Annotated in this window: 21 protein-coding genes; 6 read left to right on the forward strand and 15 right to left on the reverse strand. The window is 66.9% G+C overall.

The window, feature by feature from the left end; all coding sequences use genetic code 11:
• Positions 1-67 precede the first annotated feature (67 nt).
• The 3 genes from mutY to BN1969_RS02495 are packed head-to-tail and all read left to right on the forward strand — an operon-like array spanning position 68 to position 3,149.
• A complete protein-coding gene (mutY, locus tag BN1969_RS02485) occupies positions 68-1,114 on the forward strand; it encodes an A/G-specific adenine glycosylase (RefSeq protein WP_050622840.1) in 1,047 nt (348 codons plus the stop codon).
• Positions 1,115-1,131: 17 nt separating this feature from the next.
• Positions 1,132-2,031 (forward strand): radical SAM protein, encoded by a 900-nt coding sequence (locus BN1969_RS02490; protein WP_050622841.1) that lies wholly within the window; start codon positions 1,132-1,134, stop codon positions 2,029-2,031.
• Positions 2,032-2,036: 5 nt separating this feature from the next.
• The gene (locus BN1969_RS02495) at positions 2,037-3,149 is read left to right on the forward strand and encodes an SLC13 family permease (RefSeq protein WP_473206043.1); all 1,113 of its coding nucleotides are present in this window, start codon (positions 2,037-2,039) and stop codon (positions 3,147-3,149) included.
• A gap of 89 nt (positions 3,150-3,238) precedes the next feature.
• Here BN1969_RS02495 and BN1969_RS02500 read toward each other — a convergent pair whose 3' ends face one another.
• Both BN1969_RS02500 and BN1969_RS02505 read right to left on the reverse strand, forming a co-directional pair.
• The gene (locus BN1969_RS02500; protein WP_050622842.1) at positions 3,239-4,180 is read right to left on the reverse strand and encodes a D-2-hydroxyacid dehydrogenase; all 942 of its coding nucleotides are present in this window, start codon (positions 4,178-4,180) and stop codon (positions 3,239-3,241) included.
• Between the two features lie 105 nt (positions 4,181-4,285).
• Positions 4,286-4,714, reverse strand: coding sequence for an AraC family transcriptional regulator (locus tag BN1969_RS02505; RefSeq protein WP_207642600.1), 429 nt, complete (start codon positions 4,712-4,714; stop codon positions 4,286-4,288).
• Between the two features lie 223 nt (positions 4,715-4,937).
• On the opposite strand from BN1969_RS02505, the gene recG reads away from it, so the two are divergent.
• Positions 4,938-7,028, forward strand: coding sequence for an ATP-dependent DNA helicase RecG (recG, locus tag BN1969_RS02510; protein ID WP_050622844.1), 2,091 nt, complete (start codon positions 4,938-4,940; stop codon positions 7,026-7,028).
• Between the two features lie 43 nt (positions 7,029-7,071).
• Here the strand turns inward: recG and BN1969_RS02515 are convergent, their stop codons facing one another.
• Together BN1969_RS02515 and BN1969_RS02520 are read right to left on the reverse strand one after the other, a co-directional pair.
• Complete coding sequence (locus BN1969_RS02515) at positions 7,072-8,427, reverse strand: DUF4179 domain-containing protein (RefSeq protein ID WP_050622845.1); 1,356 nt, start codon at positions 8,425-8,427, stop codon at positions 7,072-7,074.
• Positions 8,424-8,900 carry a sigma-70 family RNA polymerase sigma factor gene (locus BN1969_RS02520; RefSeq protein WP_050622846.1) on the reverse strand — a complete coding sequence of 159 codons (477 nt, stop codon included), beginning with the start codon at positions 8,898-8,900 and terminating at the stop codon, positions 8,424-8,426. The genes BN1969_RS02515 and BN1969_RS02520 overlap by 4 nt, the downstream gene beginning before the upstream one ends.
• 118 nt (positions 8,901-9,018) lie before the next feature.
• Between BN1969_RS02520 and BN1969_RS02525 the strand changes: the two genes are divergently transcribed.
• Complete coding sequence (locus BN1969_RS02525; RefSeq protein ID WP_050622847.1) at positions 9,019-9,462, forward strand: GNAT family N-acetyltransferase; 444 nt, start codon at positions 9,019-9,021, stop codon at positions 9,460-9,462.
• Between the two features lie 41 nt (positions 9,463-9,503).
• Positions 9,504-9,896, forward strand: a complete 393-nt coding sequence (locus tag BN1969_RS02530) for a C-GCAxxG-C-C family protein (protein ID WP_050622848.1) — start codon at positions 9,504-9,506, stop codon at positions 9,894-9,896.
• Between the two features lie 27 nt (positions 9,897-9,923).
• Here BN1969_RS02530 and BN1969_RS02535 read toward each other — a convergent pair whose 3' ends face one another.
• From BN1969_RS02535 to BN1969_RS02585, 11 genes are read right to left on the reverse strand one after another with little or no spacing between them, the layout of a single operon-like run.
• Positions 9,924-10,514 (reverse strand): hypothetical protein, encoded by a 591-nt coding sequence (locus BN1969_RS02535; protein WP_050622849.1) that lies wholly within the window; start codon positions 10,512-10,514, stop codon positions 9,924-9,926.
• Complete coding sequence (locus BN1969_RS02540) at positions 10,511-11,560, reverse strand: baseplate J/gp47 family protein (RefSeq protein ID WP_050622850.1); 1,050 nt, start codon at positions 11,558-11,560, stop codon at positions 10,511-10,513. Before BN1969_RS02540 ends, BN1969_RS02535 begins: the two co-directional genes overlap by 4 nt.
• A gap of 13 nt (positions 11,561-11,573) precedes the next feature.
• The gene (locus tag BN1969_RS02545) at positions 11,574-11,918 is read right to left on the reverse strand and encodes a hypothetical protein (protein WP_050622851.1); all 345 of its coding nucleotides are present in this window, start codon (positions 11,916-11,918) and stop codon (positions 11,574-11,576) included.
• Between the two features lie 5 nt (positions 11,919-11,923).
• Complete coding sequence (locus tag BN1969_RS02550) at positions 11,924-12,331, reverse strand: hypothetical protein (RefSeq protein ID WP_050622852.1); 408 nt, start codon at positions 12,329-12,331, stop codon at positions 11,924-11,926.
• A 10-nt stretch (positions 12,332-12,341) separates the two neighbouring features.
• Positions 12,342-13,292 carry a hypothetical protein gene (locus BN1969_RS02555; RefSeq protein WP_050622853.1) on the reverse strand — a complete coding sequence of 317 codons (951 nt, stop codon included), beginning with the start codon at positions 13,290-13,292 and terminating at the stop codon, positions 12,342-12,344.
• Positions 13,289-13,852, reverse strand: a complete 564-nt coding sequence (locus tag BN1969_RS02560; RefSeq protein WP_242850265.1) for a LysM peptidoglycan-binding domain-containing protein — start codon at positions 13,850-13,852, stop codon at positions 13,289-13,291. The genes BN1969_RS02555 and BN1969_RS02560 overlap by 4 nt, the downstream gene beginning before the upstream one ends.
• Positions 13,853-13,866: 14 nt before the next feature.
• Entirely contained in the window at positions 13,867-14,556 is a 690-nt protein-coding gene (locus tag BN1969_RS02565) for a hypothetical protein (RefSeq protein ID WP_050622854.1), read from the reverse strand.
• Positions 14,553-14,804: a molybdopterin oxidoreductase gene (locus tag BN1969_RS02570; RefSeq protein WP_242850266.1), complete on the reverse strand. Its 252-nt coding sequence runs from the start codon at positions 14,802-14,804 to the stop codon at positions 14,553-14,555. Before BN1969_RS02570 ends, BN1969_RS02565 begins: the two co-directional genes overlap by 4 nt.
• Before the next feature lie 32 nt (positions 14,805-14,836).
• The gene (locus BN1969_RS02575; RefSeq protein ID WP_242850267.1) at positions 14,837-15,142 is read right to left on the reverse strand and encodes a hypothetical protein; all 306 of its coding nucleotides are present in this window, start codon (positions 15,140-15,142) and stop codon (positions 14,837-14,839) included.
• Between the two features lie 35 nt (positions 15,143-15,177).
• Positions 15,178-15,567: a hypothetical protein gene (locus BN1969_RS02580; RefSeq protein WP_050622856.1), complete on the reverse strand. Its 390-nt coding sequence runs from the start codon at positions 15,565-15,567 to the stop codon at positions 15,178-15,180.
• A 40-nt stretch (positions 15,568-15,607) separates the two neighbouring features.
• On the reverse strand, positions 15,608-16,258 hold the full coding sequence (locus tag BN1969_RS02585; protein ID WP_050622857.1) for a phage tail sheath C-terminal domain-containing protein: 651 nt from the start codon (positions 16,256-16,258) through the stop codon (positions 15,608-15,610).
• Positions 16,259-16,321 lie beyond the last annotated feature (63 nt).

Genomic DNA, 16,321 nt, shown 5'->3' on the forward strand with positions numbered 1-16,321 from the left:
TTCCGTTGCCTTTTTTCTTCCCATGGTGTATAATGCCCGGGAATCTGATGAGAGAGGAGGGGATGCTATGGACCAGCTGAAGGAGCTGCCCATCCCCCTGCTGCTGTGGTACCGGGAGAACGCCAGGGTGCTGCCCTGGCGCAGCCACCCCACGCCCTACCGGGTGTGGGTGTCGGAGATCATGCTCCAGCAGACCCGGGTGGCCGCTGTGCTGGACTACTACCGCCGCTTTCTGGAGGCTCTGCCTACGGTGGCCGACCTGGCTGCCGTCCCGGAGGACGCACTGATGAAGCTGTGGCAGGGACTGGGCTATTACAGCCGGGCCCGAAACCTGCAGCGGGCTGCCCGTCAGATCATGGAGGAGCACGGAGGAATCTTTCCCTCCACCTATGAGGAGATCCGCGCCCTGTCCGGCGTGGGGGACTACACCGCCGGGGCCATCTCCTCCATCGCCTTCGGCCTCCCCGTCCCGGCGGTGGACGGCAACGTGCTGCGGGTGGCTGCCCGGGTCACGGGAGACGAGGGGGACATCGCCGCGCCGGCCACCAAAAAGCGGGTGACCGCCGCCCTGGCAGAGATCATCCCCCTGGACGCCCCCGGCGACTTCAATCAGGCCATGATGGAGCTGGGGGCCACCGTCTGCCTGCCCAACGGGGCGCCCCTGTGCGACCTCTGCCCGGCCCGGGCGTTCTGCACTGCCCGCCTCACCGGCCGGACCGGCCAGCTGCCGGTGAAGGCGGCCAAGAAGGCCCGGAGGGTGGAGGAGCGCACCGTCTTTCTCATCTTCCACGAAAACCGGGTGGCCCTGCGGCGCAGGCCGGGACGGGGGCTTCTGGCCAGGCTGTGGGAGTACCCCAACGAGCTCTCTCCCGCCGGGGACGCCCTGGCCCGCTGGGGCATTGCTCCCGCCTCCCTCCGGAGCGCCGGGACGGGGAAGCATATCTTCACCCACATCGAGTGGCGCATGTCCGCCCTGGCGGCGGAGGCGGGCTCCCCCGCGCTGCCGGAGGGGTGGGTCTGGGCGGACCGGGCTGCCCTGGCCCGGGAATACGCCGTCCCCAACGCCTTCCAGCCCTTTCAAGGGGCGGTGGAGGAGAGGCTGGGCCATTTTTGACCGGAGGAGGAAACGCCATGATCTGCGATCTCTGCCCCAGACGCTGCGGGGCGCTGCGCACAGAGGAGCGTGGGCTGGGCCGCTGCCGGATGCCGGAGCTGCCGGTGCTGGCCCGTGCTGCCCTCCACCGCTGGGAGGAGCCCCCTATCTCCGGCACCCGGGGCTCGGGGACCATTTTTTTCTCGGGCTGCTCCCTGGGCTGTGTGTTCTGCCAAAATGAGGAGATCAGCCACCGGGACTTCGGGAAAGCGGTCACCCTTGAGCGGCTGGCCCGGATCTGCGGTGAGCTGGTGGACCAGGGGGCCCACAACCTCAACTTCGTCACCCCCACCCATTACGCCCATGTAGTGGGGCGGCTGCTGGAGGAGCACCCCCAGCCCGTCCCGGTGGTGTGGAACTCCGGAGGATACGACCGGGTAGACACCCTGCGGGCTTTGGAGGGAAAGATCCAGATCTATCTGCCCGACCTGAAATATCTGGACAGCGACGCCGCAGGGCGGTATTCCGGCGCCTCCGACTATCCTCAGACAGCCCAGGCCGCTATCCGGGAGATGGTGCGCCAGACCGGCCCTTGCGCCTTTGACGGGGATGGCCTGCTTACCCGCGGGGTAGTCATCCGCCACCTGATCCTCCCCGGCCAGGTCAGTCAGGCCAAGGCAGTGATGGACTGGGTGGCGGCGGAGTTCGGCCCAGGGACTGTGCTCTTCTCCCTGATGAGCCAGTACACCCCCTGGGGCCGGTCGGCGGAATTTCCCGAGATCCACCGGCGGCTCCGGGCCGGGGAGATGCGGGCGGCGGCGGAATATATGGCAAATCTGGGGCTGGAGGGCTTTACCCAGGAGCGGACCAGCGCCCAGCGGGAATATACACCCCCCTTTGACCTGACCGGGGTGGCGGGGGAGGGAGGAGCACTGTGATATCCCTGGCCCGTCTGTTTTCCCTGATGAAGCGGGAAGCCGTTCTGTCCGCCGCCGCGGCGCTGGCTCTGCTGTCCATGCTGTGGGTGCCGCCCGACGGGGCCTATCTGTCCTATGTGGACTGGAGGACCATGGCCCAGCTGTTCTGCCTGATGGCGGTGATGGCTGGGCTGCGGGAGCTGGGGGTCTTCAGCCGCCTGGGCCGGCAGCTGCTCCGCCGGGTCAGGAGCGCCCGCCAGCTGGAGTGTGTGCTGGTCTTTCTGTGCTTTTTCACCAGCATGGCCATTACCAACGATGTGGCCCTGCTCACCTTTGTCCCCTTTTCCCTGGAGGTGCTGACACTGGCCGGACGGGAGGAGCGGGCGGTGCCGGTGGTGGTCTTTCAGACTGTGGCTGCAAACCTGGGGAGCATGGCCACCCCCATCGGCAATCCCCAGAACCTGTATCTTTACGCCCAGTCCGGCCGGGGACTGGGGGATTTTCTGGCCCTGGTGCTGCCCTACACCCTTCTGTCCGGCCTGATGCTGCTGCTCTGTCTCCTGCCGGGGCGGAGCGCCCCCCTGGCCGGTCTGGCCCCCGGCGGGGCGGAGCCCTCTCTGCGCCGGCGTCGGACCGGGATGTACCTGCTTCTGTTCCTGGCCTCGGTCTCCTCTGTGGCCAAGCTGCTCCCGGTGTGGCTCCTCACCGCCGCCGTGGTGGTGTGTGTCCTGGCCGCCGACCGGCGGGTGCTGCGCCGGGTGGACTGGTCCCTGCTGCTCACCTTCGCCGCATTTTTCGTCTTTATTGGAAACATGGGCCGCGTACCCGCCTTCCGCTCGCTGCTGGAGCAGGCCATCTCCGGCCACGAGCTGGTCACCGCCGTGTGCGCCAGCCAGGTCATCAGCAACGTGCCCGCCGCCTTGCTCCTCTCCGGCTTCACCTCGGAGTGGGATGCCCTTATCGTGGGGACCAACCTGGGCGGGCTGGGGACCCTGATCGCCTCCATGGCCAGCCTGATCTCCTATAAGTTCTTCGTCCGGGAGCACCCCCAGAAGCGGGGAGCCTATCTTCTCTTCTTTACCGGGGCCAACCTGCTCTTTCTGGCCGTCCTGCTCCCGGCGGCCCTGCTGCTGGGCTGACCGGGCCGCGCCCATGGGAAGGGACTGACTGATCCACTTTTCTAAAAACAGGGAGGCGCGCTGATTCATCAGCGCGCCTCAGTTTGTTCCTATCTCCGCACCAGATTTTCCAGGGGTTTCCCAGCCTGCCAGCGATTCAGGTTGTCCAGCGCCTGCCGGACGCAGTTGGCCCGGGTGACCTCCAGGCGCATCCCGCCCGCGGAGTGGGGGGTGATGATCAAATTGGGGATCGTCCACAGGGGGCTGTCCTGGGGCAGGGGCTCTGGGACCGTGACATCCAGGGCGGCGCCCCACAGGCGTCCCTCTCCCATGACGGCCGCCAGCGCCTCCTGATCCAGCACGGAGCCCCGCCCCATGCTCAGCAGGATGGCGTCCTCCTTCATCAGCCGCAGCCGCCGCGCGTCCATCAGTCCTTCCGTCTGGGGGGAGTGGGGCAGCATCAGGGCCACCACGTCGGCCTGGGGCAGCAGGCCGTCCAGCTCCTCCATCACCGCCAGCCGATCAAAGCCCTCCACCGGCCGGGAGACATCCCGCTTCAGCCCCACAGTATGGGCACCCAGCCCCCGGCACAGTCCGGCAAACCAGGAGCCGATGTGTCCCGCCCCCGCCACCAGGACGGTGGCACCAGAGAGGGTCTTCATCTTTCCTGGGTCCGTCCAGAGCCGCTCCCGCTGCTGATCCCGGCACTGGGGGAGGCGGCGGCACAGGGCCAGCAGGCAGGCCAGGGCGTGCTCCGCCACCGACTGGCTGTTGGAGCCGGCGGAGGAGGTGAGGACCACCCCTTCCGGCAGGACGCCGGGGGCCAGATACTCGTCGGTCCCCGCCCACATGGACTGGAACCACTTCAGGCGGGGGGCGCGGCTCAGGTCGGCGGGCCGGGGCCACCCGAAAAGGATGGTGGCCTGTTCCAGCTGCTCCGCTGTCACAGTGCGCCGCCCGGCGCAGACGTGGACGGCCCGGGGGGCTGCCTCCTGAAAGGCAGCTTTTTCCTCCTCCGTCACCGGCAGCAAATTCAGAATATACTCAGCCATGGGGGAGCCTCCTTTTTTCAAAAGACAGATGATATTGATTATACCCCAGTCCCTCCCCTGATGGCAAGAGCGGCACGTTCCCTCCTCTGGCGGTACGGCCTATGCTCACTTCAGAGGGATGCAGAACTCACACCGGTGCAGGGCCACCTTTTCTGCAGAGTAGCGCTCCAAAACGGGGCTGGCGCGGTCCACCGGCAGCCCGGCGGTCAGGCGCTCCAGATCTTCCCAGAACCGGGAGACCTCTCGCTCCGTATGAGGGATCTCAAAGACGGCGTACTGTCCGCCCCGGACCCTGCGGGTGTCCAGTGGGAGCCGCTCCCCCTCTCGGATGATGATGCCCACATCATACCGGCACCGGTCCGGCGGAGTTCTGCTGGGATCGTCCAGGGCGATCCCCAGTAGGACGGTCCCGGACCCCATCCTGCCCCGCTCCTTCAGGAATGCCTTCAGGCGCTCCATCAGCTGTCGGTTTTCCGGGCCGTAGGGGCCTGTCCTGCGCAGATAGGCGATCTCAACAGCCTCCATTTCTTCCATGTTCAACGGTGATCCTCCCTTTCTGTTCCGCCCTGCGGCTGTTTTGACCCATCATAAGCGGAATTAAAATGATTTTCAAGGGGGATTCCCCTGCAGTCAGGGCAAAAGTGGCCGCTTCCATTTCCTTTGCTTTTTTCCTCCTCGCTGTGGTAAAATAGGCACATCCTGCCCGGCTGACAGGCCGGGCCATGCCGCATGAAAAAAGGGAGGGGGGGGGAGCCACATGACCATCACGCTGGACACACCGGTGACGGATTTTCCGGGCGTGGGGCCCGCCCGGGCCAAGAAACTGGAGAAGCTGGGCATCCTTCGGGCCGCCGATCTGCTCACCTACTACCCCCGGGACTACGAGGACCGGCGCCGGATCTGGTCCATTCGGGCTGCGCCGCTGGGGGAGAAGGTCTGCGTCTCCGCCCTTGCGGCGGAGCGCCCTGTCCTCTCCTACATCCGCAAGGGGATGGAGCTGGTGAAGCTGAGGGTGGTAGACAACTCAGGCACCCTCTACCTCACCTTCTTCAACCAGTCCTATCTGAAAAATTCCTTCCAGCCTGGGGAGGAGTATGTGTTTTATGGGGAGATCCAGGAGCAGGGCTCCCGCCGCTCTATGGTCAATCCGGTCTTTGAGCGGGAAGGGGACCGGGACTTTACTGGACGCATCGTACCGGTGTACCCCCTGACTGCAGGGATCTCCAATCATCTGATGGTCTCCCTGATTCGCCAGGCAGTAGAGCAGTGCGCCGGCCAGGGGGCAGAATCCCTCCCGGCCAGCCTTCGGGCCGCGCACCGGCTGGTCCCGGCGGAGCGGGCCTGCCGGGACATCCATTTCCCGGAGGACTTTGACGCCCTGGAGCAGGCGCGGCGGCGGCTGACCTTCGAGGAGCTGTTCTACCTCTCCGCCGGCCTGACCCTTCTGAAGGACCGCCGGGACAGCCAGTGCTCCGCCGCGGTGTTTGCCCCCCGCCCCTTGGAGGCGTTCTGTGCCCTGCTCCCCTTCGCACCCACCCAGGCCCAGCGGCGGGCCATGGAGGAGACCGCCTGGGACCTGGCCTCTGGCCGCCCCATGAACCGGCTGGTCCAGGGGGACGTGGGCTCCGGTAAGACCACGGTGGCCGCCTGGGGGGCTTGGCTGGCCGCCCAAAGCGGCTGGCAGTCCGCGCTGATGGCGCCCACCGAAGTGCTGGCTGAGCAGCATTACCGCACCATGAACCAGCTGCTCTCCCCAGCCGGCGTCCGGGTGGCCCTGTTCACCGGCTCCATGACCGCGGCTGAAAAGCGGGCGGCCCGGGCCGCCCTGCGCTCCGGGGAGGTGGACCTGGCAGTGGGCACCCAGGCCCTGCTGTCTCAGGGGGTGGACTTCGCCCGCCTGGGGCTGGTCATCACTGACGAGCAGCACCGGTTCGGCGTGGCCCAAAGGGCGGCGCTGGCCGCCAAAGGGGCGGCACCGCAGTCCTCTTCCCCCCACGTGCTGGTCATGTCCGCCACCCCCATCCCCCGCACCCTGGCGCTGATCATCTACGGTGACTTGGACGTGTCCGTCATTGACCAGCTCCCCCCGGGCCGCGTCCCGGTGCAGACCTTTGTGGTGGGGGAGAGCAAGCGTCAGCGGATGTACAACTTTGTCCGCAAACAGGCCGGAGAGGGCAGGCAGACCTATATCGTCTGCCCTGCGGTGGAGGAGAGCACCGGGGACGGGGCCCCGCCCGGCCTGATGGACCTGAAGGCGGTGAAGGTCTACGCCCGGCAGCTCCAGGAGCAGGTCTTTCCTCAGCTGCGGGTGGGGCTGCTCTACGGTAAGATGAAGCCCCGGGAGAAGGAGGCCGTCATGTCCGCCTTCGCCAGAGGGGAGCTCCAGGTCTTGGTGTCTACCACCGTCATCGAAGTGGGGGTGGACGTGCCCAACGCCGCCCTTATGATCGTCGAAAACGCAGAGCGCTTCGGCCTCAGCCAGCTCCACCAGCTCCGGGGCAGGGTGGGACGGGGCCGGCACCAGTCCTACTGCGTGCTCCTCACCTCCAACCGCAGCCCGGACACCCTGGCCCGTCTGCGGGTCTTCGCCTCCACCACAGACGGCTTCAAGATCTCTGAGGAGGACCTGAAGCTACGGGGCCCTGGCGACTTCTTCGGCCGCCGCCAGCATGGCCTGCCCACCCTGCGGCTGGCCGATCTCTCCGGGGATATGCGCCTGCTCAGCGAGGCTCAGCAGGCGGCACGGGACCTGCTCTCCGCCGACCCCCGCCTGGCCTTGGGGGAAAACCGCCCTGTGCTGGAGCGGGTACGGGCACTGTTCTCCGATACGCCGGACATCTTCAACTAAAACAGCAGACCGGGGCCGCGGCTCAAGCCGCGGCCCCGGTCTGTCACGGCAGGACAAAGGGGATGTTCAGGTCTTCATGGTCCGCCGTCTCTGTATGTGCCAGCTGGATCTGGATGCGATCCCAGGCACAGTTTTGGATGTGATACAGATACTCGACATTCTTCCTCCCGTCCACCTCCTCCGCTGTCCCAGAGGTGGTCACGCCGTCGAATGTGCGCTCCGTCCCCTCCGGGTCCCGAAAGAGGAAGGTGAAGGGGGCGTCCGGCCCTCCCTCCGCCTGCCGGAAAAGCAGGATGGTGCGGTCCCCTTCCCGGCAGACCTGAAGCAGCTCAGTCCCCTCCGGAAGTCCGCAGGCGGTTCCGGCGGCCAGGTCGATGTCCGCCCACTCCTGCTCCTTGTCCAGCCATTTCAGCCTCCGGATGGAGAGGGTCATCTCCTGTCCCTCCAGGAAATACAGGCTCTGCCGGTAATAGTGGAGCATGGAGCGGGAATCCTCCCCGCCGGTGGCAGTGATATACCCGTCCCCTGTGTCGTATTCTTTTCCATTCCCGTCTACAAAGGCAAACTCGGCCCCCGCCAGCCAGCAGGTATTTTCCGGGTCCTCCTGGAGATGGATCTCCGTGTGGGTGGGGTAGGCCTCCAGCTGGTCCACCTTCAGCCGCTGGCCGTCCGCCTCCACCCAGGTGTCCACCACCACCGTCTTGGGACCGGCCATCTTGTCCCGGTCCAGCTGGATGGGGAACGTGAGGGCCACAGCTTCCCCCTCCGCCGGCTCTCCGGCCTCTCCAGACCCGTCCACTGCCGGGGCCCTGTTTTCCGCTTCCCCTGCTGGTCCGGCCGGTTCCACGGTGCACACGGCCAGGAACTCCTCCGGGAGTTCCCCCCGGCTGAAATGGAACTCCGTGTGCCGCAATTCCTCCGCCTCTCCGGCCGTTCCGCTGTACTGGGCGGAGCTGTATCCCTCCAGGGGGGTGCCGTCCGGCGTCTGGAGCTCCCAGGACACCCGGCCGCCGCCCTCCACAGAATAGAACAGGTGTGCCCTGGCTGGGGAGGCGATGACATACTCCGCAGTAACGGAGATCCTGTCCGCCCCCTCTGTCCGGCCGATATACTGCACATAGTCGTGCTCCACCGCCGCCCGCAGGCTGGGAGAGAAGGCCACCGCCGCGGCCAGCTCCCGCAGGACCGGCACCTTGGCGCAGGAGATGGCAAAGGCCGGGGAGGCGTTCACCATCACCACGAAAGCGGCGCACACACCAGCCAGTGCGGCCAGCAGCTCCGCTGGCCGCCGGCGCCTCCGCCTGGCGCGGTCCATCCCTCGCCGGACCGCGCTCTCCAGTTCCGGGGGCTCCCGGCGCAGTTGTTCCGTCAGCACCCAGTATTCCTCTCTCCGGTTCATGACCCCACCTCCTGTCCGTCTGTTAGGTCCAGCCTGAGAAGATCCAGGGCCCGCCGCTGGCGGGAGGATACCGTCCCCCTGGGGATCTCCAGGGCGGCGGCTGTCTCCTCCAGCGTCAGGCCGGTAAAGTACCGCAGGACGATCACGGAGCGCAGCTCTTCCGGCAGCGCCCGCACCGCCTCCCGCAGGGAGAGGGCATCCATGTGCTCCGCCTCCGGTTCCGGCGGGACGCAGACCCGGCACTCTCTGCGGCGGCGGCGCAGCTCGTCCTTGCACACATTGATGAGGATCCGGGTCAGCCAGGTCTCGAAGAACTCGGGCTGCCGCAACTTCCGGCGGTCCCGGAAGGCGCGGTACACCGCCTCGTCCACCGCGTCCACCGCAGCGTGCTCCCCGCCCAGGTAGAGGAAGGCTGTGCGGTAGAGCCGACCCCGCTGGTCCTGGGCCCGGAGGGCGAATTCCTGTTCCGTCATGCTCCATCCCTCCCTTTTTGACCATTAGACGCCGGAGGTCCATGTTTTGCCCACCTCCGGTTGAAAAAATTTTTCTGTGATATTATAATAGCACACAATGAAACAAAGGGGGATCGCTATGCTGACCTTTCGCGATATGACACTGGACGACCGGGACACCGTCCTGCCCATGGTGGATGCCTTCTACCGGTCCAACGCGGTAGACCACCCGGTCCCCCGGGAGATCGTGGAGCGGTCCTTTCTGGCTGCTGCCGGGAATGAGCCCCTGCTCCGGGGCACCCTGATCTTCGAGGAAGGCCGGCTGGCGGGCTATCTGTATGTCACCCTGTGTTACTCCGCGGAGGTGGGCGGGACCTGCGTCTTCATTGAGGAGGTCTATCTCCTGCCGGAGTTCCGTGGCCGCGGCCTGGGCCGGCAGGTCCTGGAGTGGATCTTTACCCAGTACCCGGACAGCCGCCGCTTCCGTCTGGAGGTCACCCAGATGAACCAGGGGGCCGCCCATCTGTATGAGAAGTGCGGCTTCCAGTACCTGCGCTACGACCAGATGGTGCTGGACCGGTGACCGGCAGACCATCGCGATCTATTGTGGGAGGAAAACTTGAAATGGACTATGTTGAAAAGGCCCGGGCACTCCGGGCAGACCCTGCGGTCCACTACAACTGTTGTCAGGCGGTCCTGGTGACCTTTGCCGACCGGCTGGGACTCACGCTGGAACAGGCCAATGCTCTGGGGGCCCACTTTGGGTCCGGGATGCGTCACGGCTCCACCTGCGGCGCGGTGAGCGGCGCTCTGATGGTGCTGGGCCTGCTGGGCTGCGATGAGAAGCAGTCCACCGCACTGCTCCGAGACTTCCGGACACGTCACGGCGCGCTGGACTGCGCCGACCTGCTCCGGGCTTCCAAGGAACGGGGAGAGCTGCGCAAGGACCACTGCGACAGCTTGGTCCTGGAGATGTCTCGATTTCTGGAGGAACTGCTCAGGGAGCAGAGCACCTGACCCAGACAGAGGAGTGGGCGGGGACTGTCAGGTCCCCGCCCACTCCTCTGTTTCATCCACCAGCGTCTCCAGCTGCTCCCAGGTCAGCTGGCGCTCTTCGATCTCCGCCCAGCAGGAGATCTTTCTCTCCAGTTCCTCCCATGTAATATACCAGAAGACATATTCGATCCCCAGGTGGGCTGGCAGGATATCCTCAATGATCTCCCGGATCTCCTTAAATCCCTTTGGGATGCCTGGAATGTCAGGGAAGGAGACCGCCACCTCTCCCGGGATCTCCTTCTCCTCCACATGGGCATGGACGCCGCACCCGGAGATGGTGGCGTTGATGGCCTCCAGGGTGAAGCTGTCCCCGCCGATCCGCATCAGCGCAGCCAGGGCTTTCCGCATCCCCGTCGGCGTGTCCGCTACCGGCCGCCGGGCCAGCAGGGCGATGATCCGCTCCAGCCCCCAGCTCTCCGCCTCCGCCAGCGTGCTCTCCCGCCGCAGCTCCGCCAGCCAGGTGTCCACCCCGTCCAGCGCCCCGCCCTGGACATTCAGCTCCCCGCCGTTGAAGGGGGCCTCCAGATCATAGAGCCTCAGCGGGGCCAGCAGCTCCCGCAAATATCTCCCGTAGCTCATTGCATTGCCTCCACCGTCAGGGTCCCAAGCACCGGAAGCTGGTCGGGCTCTAAGGACAGGTCCTCTGGAGGCGCCGTCAGCTCGTAGTTTTTTACCCCTTCACAGCCGAAGATCAGGCTTCCCAGCCGGGCCCGGAGGACATCCTGCCCCAGCCGCTCTCCGGTGAACCACTGCCGCAGGGCGGTCTTCACCCGCTCTGCGGCCCCCGCCTGGTCCGCGCCCCCGTCGATCTTGACCGCCACATCCACCGTCACCGCCTCCGGGGCCCGCACCAACACATCTACCGCGATCTCCCTTCGCTGCTGGAAATAGTCCGTCAGCTGGCCCAGCAGCTCCTCGTCCGGCATCCCCTCCAGGGTGGCCGCCACCACGTCCACCGTACCCCTGCCCCGGCTCCGGGGCAGTACGGACGCCGCGGCCACCTGGTCAAAGGAGAGGGCCCCCTGCTCGTAAAATGCGGCGTTGGCCCCGTTGGGCAGCCGCCGGAAGGTGCTAAGTACCCGCTGGCGCAGGCCCTCGTCCCCCTCCTCGTCCCCGCCGCCGGCAAAGGGGGCGGGGTTGGTGCAGGCGGCGATTCCCACCGGCGCGGCCGCCATGGCGGTCACCGCCCCTGCCGGGACATTGCCCGCACTGCCCGGCGTCAGCGCCCGGGCGGGCACATCCACCCAGGACGCCCCCGCCTCCAGAACCGCCGCCTGTGCCGTCTCGAACCGGATCAGCCCCGGGGTCATGCAAACGGTCCCGGCGGGGATAGGCCGGTCCGTATCCGCCGCCCGCGCCACAGAAAACCGGATGCTCCCCTCCGCGGCGGTGGCCTGCTTCCGGCTCAACCCCCGCAGCTGGGCGTGGCTGTCCAGGCAGCTTCCCGCCGCCGTCTGGGGAAAGCACTGCCGGAGCACCCAGTCCGCCTGGACGTACAGGGCGTACACCTGGGCCGCCACCGCGTAGAAGCGCACCGCCAGATCGCAGCTCTCCGCCGCCTCCAGCCCAGTCCTCTGGGCAAAGCAGTCCAGCATCTCCTGATAGATCTCTTCCAGCTCCTTCATTCCGCTCCCCCTCTCACAGCAGCGTCTGGACGGCCAGTGCCTCTCCCTGCCAGTCCAGCCGGACAGTCAGCAGGCCCCGGTCCCCCTCCTGGGCCAGCGATACCTCTGTCACCCGCAGTCCGCTCTCTCCAGCCAGGGCCTCCGCCACATACTGCTCCGCCAGCGCCTGGCGGGCTGCCGGTTTCTCCCGGAGCACCAGATAGAGGCGGCTGCCCAGCTCCGGCATAAAGGGGAAAGCCCCCCGCCGCGGGACCAGGCGGAACAGGACCCGCTGCAAAAGGGCCTCGCCCCCGGTCAGCCGGCGGAAGCCTCCCAGTCCGTCGGGCACATAGTCTCCGTTTTGGATCTGAAGCTCCATCCCCTTCACCCGCCTCCCAGGATTGCCAGCACGATCTGCCGGATCAGGCCGTTCAGCGACTGGCCGTTCACCATTACCTGACCGTTCAGCTCCAGACGGCCGTCCGTGCGCAGGAGCAGCCCGCTCTCCGCCCCGCTGCTGGAGATGGACACCTCCCCAGCGCCCAGCGTCTCCGCCTCCCCCTGCCGCTTCCCGGCGACGCAGGGGGACTCGCCCCCCTGTCCCGCCTTCAGCACCAGGACCCGGTCCCCCAGGGCCGGCTTCCAGCAGTAGCCGCCTGGCCCATAGACCGCCAGCTGCCGCCGCTCACCGTCCAGATAGGCCCCTGCCGGGTCCCCCTCCAGGGTCACTTCTCCCCAGTCCACCCAGCTCTCACCGGCCTGCCGTGTTTTTCTCCGGTCTGATGTCCACATTTCGCTCACCTCATATCACAACGTCGGGGACCGCCAGCTCCAGCCGGGTCCGTCCCCCTGCCTCGTCCGCCTGTACTGAGGCCTCCACCACCCGCCAGCTGCCATTTCGGTCCCAGTCGGACCTCTGTATCCGCACCAGGTCCCCCGGCTTTCCATAGAACAGGACCGGCACCACCGCCTCCATCCGGACCAGCTCCGCGGCGGAGCGGTCCAGTTGGAACTGTCCGCTGTACCGCATGGCCTGATAGCTGCTCCGCCCCGGCATGGTCATCACCCGGCGGCACCTGCCGCCCATCCGGAGAAAGTCAGTGGCCTCCACCTGCTCCACCGTCTGGCGCACCCTGTCCCGCACCAGGATCTGGGAGAGCACCCCGTACCGCCGGTCTCGGACCGTCAGGCTGGTCACCGGTGTGGCATCGCTTATGGCCAGATTTTCCACTTCGGTCCACCCCTCCAGCACCAGCCGCCCTGCCCGGTCAAAGCGGGGACACACACCGCCGCAGTATTGTGCGAACTCATAGAGTACCGCCCACTCGCTGCTCCCAGTGGGCACGGAGAAGGGGCTCACCGCTGGCAGGCTGGCCTCTCCCGCCAATTCGATCCCATAGGGGGCCACATGGTCTCGCAGGATGTCTTCCAGGGTGGCGGTCCCGTAGTCCTGTCCCAGGGCCTCGTTGTCCAGCAGCAGGGCGGCCATCCCCCGGCCTGATACTTCCAGCCGCAGGCCCTCCGTCCCCTGGTTCACCTCGCACTCGTCCACCACCCCGGAAAACACCGTCTCGCCCGCCTCCGCTGCGGAGAATCGGACCCACTCCGCCGGGTCCGTCCCCTGGCTCGCCTGCCAGGGACAGCGCACCCAAAAGCTGTCGCTGGGCACCCCGGCAGTATAGTTCAGCTCCCAGGACAGCGGAACGGGGAGCTGAAAGGTCCGGCCTGCCGCCGTGGTCACATAGGCTGTCACCGGACTGTCACCTTCTCTCCCGGCAGGATCAGGTTTGGATTGCGGATCTGGGGATTTCGGGCCAGCAGCTCCGTCATCCCCACCCCGTATCGGGCCGAGATTGCCCACAGTGTGTCCCCCTGCTCCACCGTGTGGCTCAGCACTCCGCCGTTCCCGCCGGATGCCGCCTCTCCGGTCCGGGTGACCTCCTGCACCGCTCCGCTGTACAGGCCGCTGGCCTCCCAGAAAGCGAAGGAGTAACGCACATAGTCCGGTCTGGGCTCCTGCTCCAGCCGCAGCTCCACAAAATAGGCACTGGCCGTCTGCCAGAGGGGGTGGATCAGCAGCCCCGGCCCTGGGTCATAAAAGGTGTTGGCCAGCAGGCCGAACTGGGAATAGGCCCCCTCTCCGGCAAATTCCCCCTCTCCCCGCATCACCCGGCGGGTCCGGCCCAGGTCCTGGAGATGGTAGGTGCCGAAGGGCACCTTGTTCACCGCCATCTTCCGCTCATAGTCGATGGAGTACACCCTTGGGTTGTGGGGCCACACATAGTCCTTGTAGCGCATGGGCGCCAGCTTCAATGGAGATCCTCCTCTCAGAACAGGGCAAAGCCCCCGTCGTACCGCCGGGCATCCCGGCGAAAGATCCGGTCCACCGTCCGTGCGGAGTCATGCTCCCGGAGAAGCGGCTCATCCGATCCTGGCCGAAGGGAGACCGGCCCCGCCCGGTCTGCTCTGGGCTCCCGGCGGTACCCCGCTGCCCGCCGGGCCAGTTCCATGGCGGCCTGGAGCCGTCGGGTGCCCGCCACCCCCTCTGTCTCCCAGAGGGAGGCGCGTTCCTCCCCCCGGATCTCCGGCACAGCCCCGGCCCCCGCCTCGGGTCTCCCCAGACTCCGCTCCCGAGGGACGGCACGCCCCTGCCGTCCGGCCCACAGCAGCCAGGACAAGGTGGACGCCTCATCCCCCTCCAGTGGGCGGTCGGACAGGACCGTCCTCAGCCCTGCCGGACCTTCCGGCTGTTCCGCCCGCTCCCTGGACTCCAGAACCGCCCCTGTCTCTCCGGATCGAGACTGCCCCTCCTGCTCTGTTTCGATCCAGTTTTTCCCATCCCTGGCCGCCTCTTCGGCCCCGGCGCTTCTCTCCGGCTCCGCCGGGCCGCCCGCCGCCTCCGGCCGCTCCCTGGATCGGCGGGGCAGGGGAGGGGAGGCCCCCTCCGTCCACTCTGCCTCCGCCTGGTCCAGCGCGTCCTCCGTCCCGGCCAGCAGCTCCTCCAGATAGTCTCTCAAGTGCCCTCGCCCTCCTTCAGCCGTCGAAACCGCTCCATGTCAAAGGAGGGGTTCACCCCGGAAGCCTGGATCAGCGCCCCGCAGCCGGGGCACCGCTCCTGCTCCGCCTCCGCCCGGCATGTGGGGCACAGCTGATCCAGCTCCTCCTGGTCATCTAGCAGTTGGTTGAGCAGGCACCACAGGTAGTCCCGCTCCTTCATCTGTCTGGCCCGCCTCTCGGTGGGCAGAGCGCCGAACTGCTTCAGCACCCTCCAACGCAGGCGATCCCCGGGGCTGCCGGCTAGTTTTTTTTTACGTTTTCCAACTCCTCCGCTGTTCCTGCGGCGGAGGGGTTCTCCTTCCGGTCGAACTCTCTCCACCGCCCGGCCAGAGCGGCGATCTCACTCACCGTCAGCCCTGCCAGCACCGCCCGTCCACTGTCAAATACCGGCTTTTCTCCGCTCTCCAGCGCCCGGGCCAGCAGGCATGCGTTGGAGCACAGGGCCCGCTCTCCCTGGCTCTCCGCCAGCTGGGCCGCCTCCCGCCGGGCCTCCAGAACTTCCAGGGCGGACAGCAGCCTCAGCTCCATACCATTCTCCAGTTTCATGCGGTCTGCGCCCGCCAAAATCGACCACGCCACTATCACACCCCCGTCTCAATGCGCTTGGAGGCCACGATGGTCACCTTCTCCACCACCATGGCACCCAGGGTGCCCGCCTCGCTGATGCTGCTCCACTGGCAGTCGGAATAGATGATCTTTCGGTCCGGCTTGCAGATCACCAGAGAGAAACCGCTCAGCCCGTAAAAGTCGATGCCGTCCCGGATGGCCTCGTCGGTGGCGTACAACCGGGTCAGCTCCAGCACATGGCTGGTCTGGCCCGGCACCGTGGCCACCGGCTCGCTCTCTCCAAAGGCCTCCACCGCCGAGCTGGTCTTGCTGGCCTTGGCGGAATAGCTCTGCACCACTGCCACCTTGACTCCATCCACCTCCAGATAGATGTCGCTGCTGGTGGGAAATCCTGCGATACTCACTCTGCTCCCTCCTCACTGTCTGTCCTTTGCCGGCGGCCTGTCATACGGTGATGTGGGCCGTCAGCCAGATCTGGTTCAGCCCCTGGGCCGCCGAGAAGGAGAACTCCACCTGGCACACCGTGGGGTTGTCCGGGTCGGCGGACACCGCCACATTGTCATAGCCGGAGATGATCTCCCGCTCCTTTCGGTTCTCCAGCTCCAGCACCACCTGGGAGCGGATGGCCCCCCGGCTCTGCTCCGTGTTCTTGGCCCGGTGGAACTTGCTGCGCAGGGCGGAGCGGATGCCGGGGATCACGTCGTCCACCACCAGGATGGTGGACAGCTCTCTCCAGGTGGTGTCCGCCGTCCCGTCGGTAGTGGTGCGGGTGGTCACTCCCCGCACCACCGAGGTCACCCCACCCGTCCGCTCTGCCGGGGTCACGCCGCCCCGGATGAGCAGGTCCAGGTCGTTGTCCCCATAGGTTGTCTCCAGCCCATACAGTCCGCTGAGCACCGCGCCCCCCAGGGGGAGGGCGGGGTCGGTTGTCCCGGCAATAGCCCCGGCCACAGCTGCGGCCAGGGAGAGGCCGGAGACGGCCTCCCCTTCCTCATCGGTGCCCCCAGGGGCCACCAGCACCACCCGCTCGCTGTTCAGCGCCTTGGCCCGCTCCAGCAGCTCTGTCACCGTCTCGCCCGCCCCGCCGGCGGCCACCGCGATCCCTGTCTCCTATACACCTCCAGATGTGTATACGAGACCGCCACCCCCTCTGTCCCC

This window comes from Clostridium phoceensis, from assembly GCF_001244495.1.
GTDB lineage: Bacteria > Bacillota > Clostridia > Oscillospirales > Oscillospiraceae > Lawsonibacter > Lawsonibacter asaccharolyticus.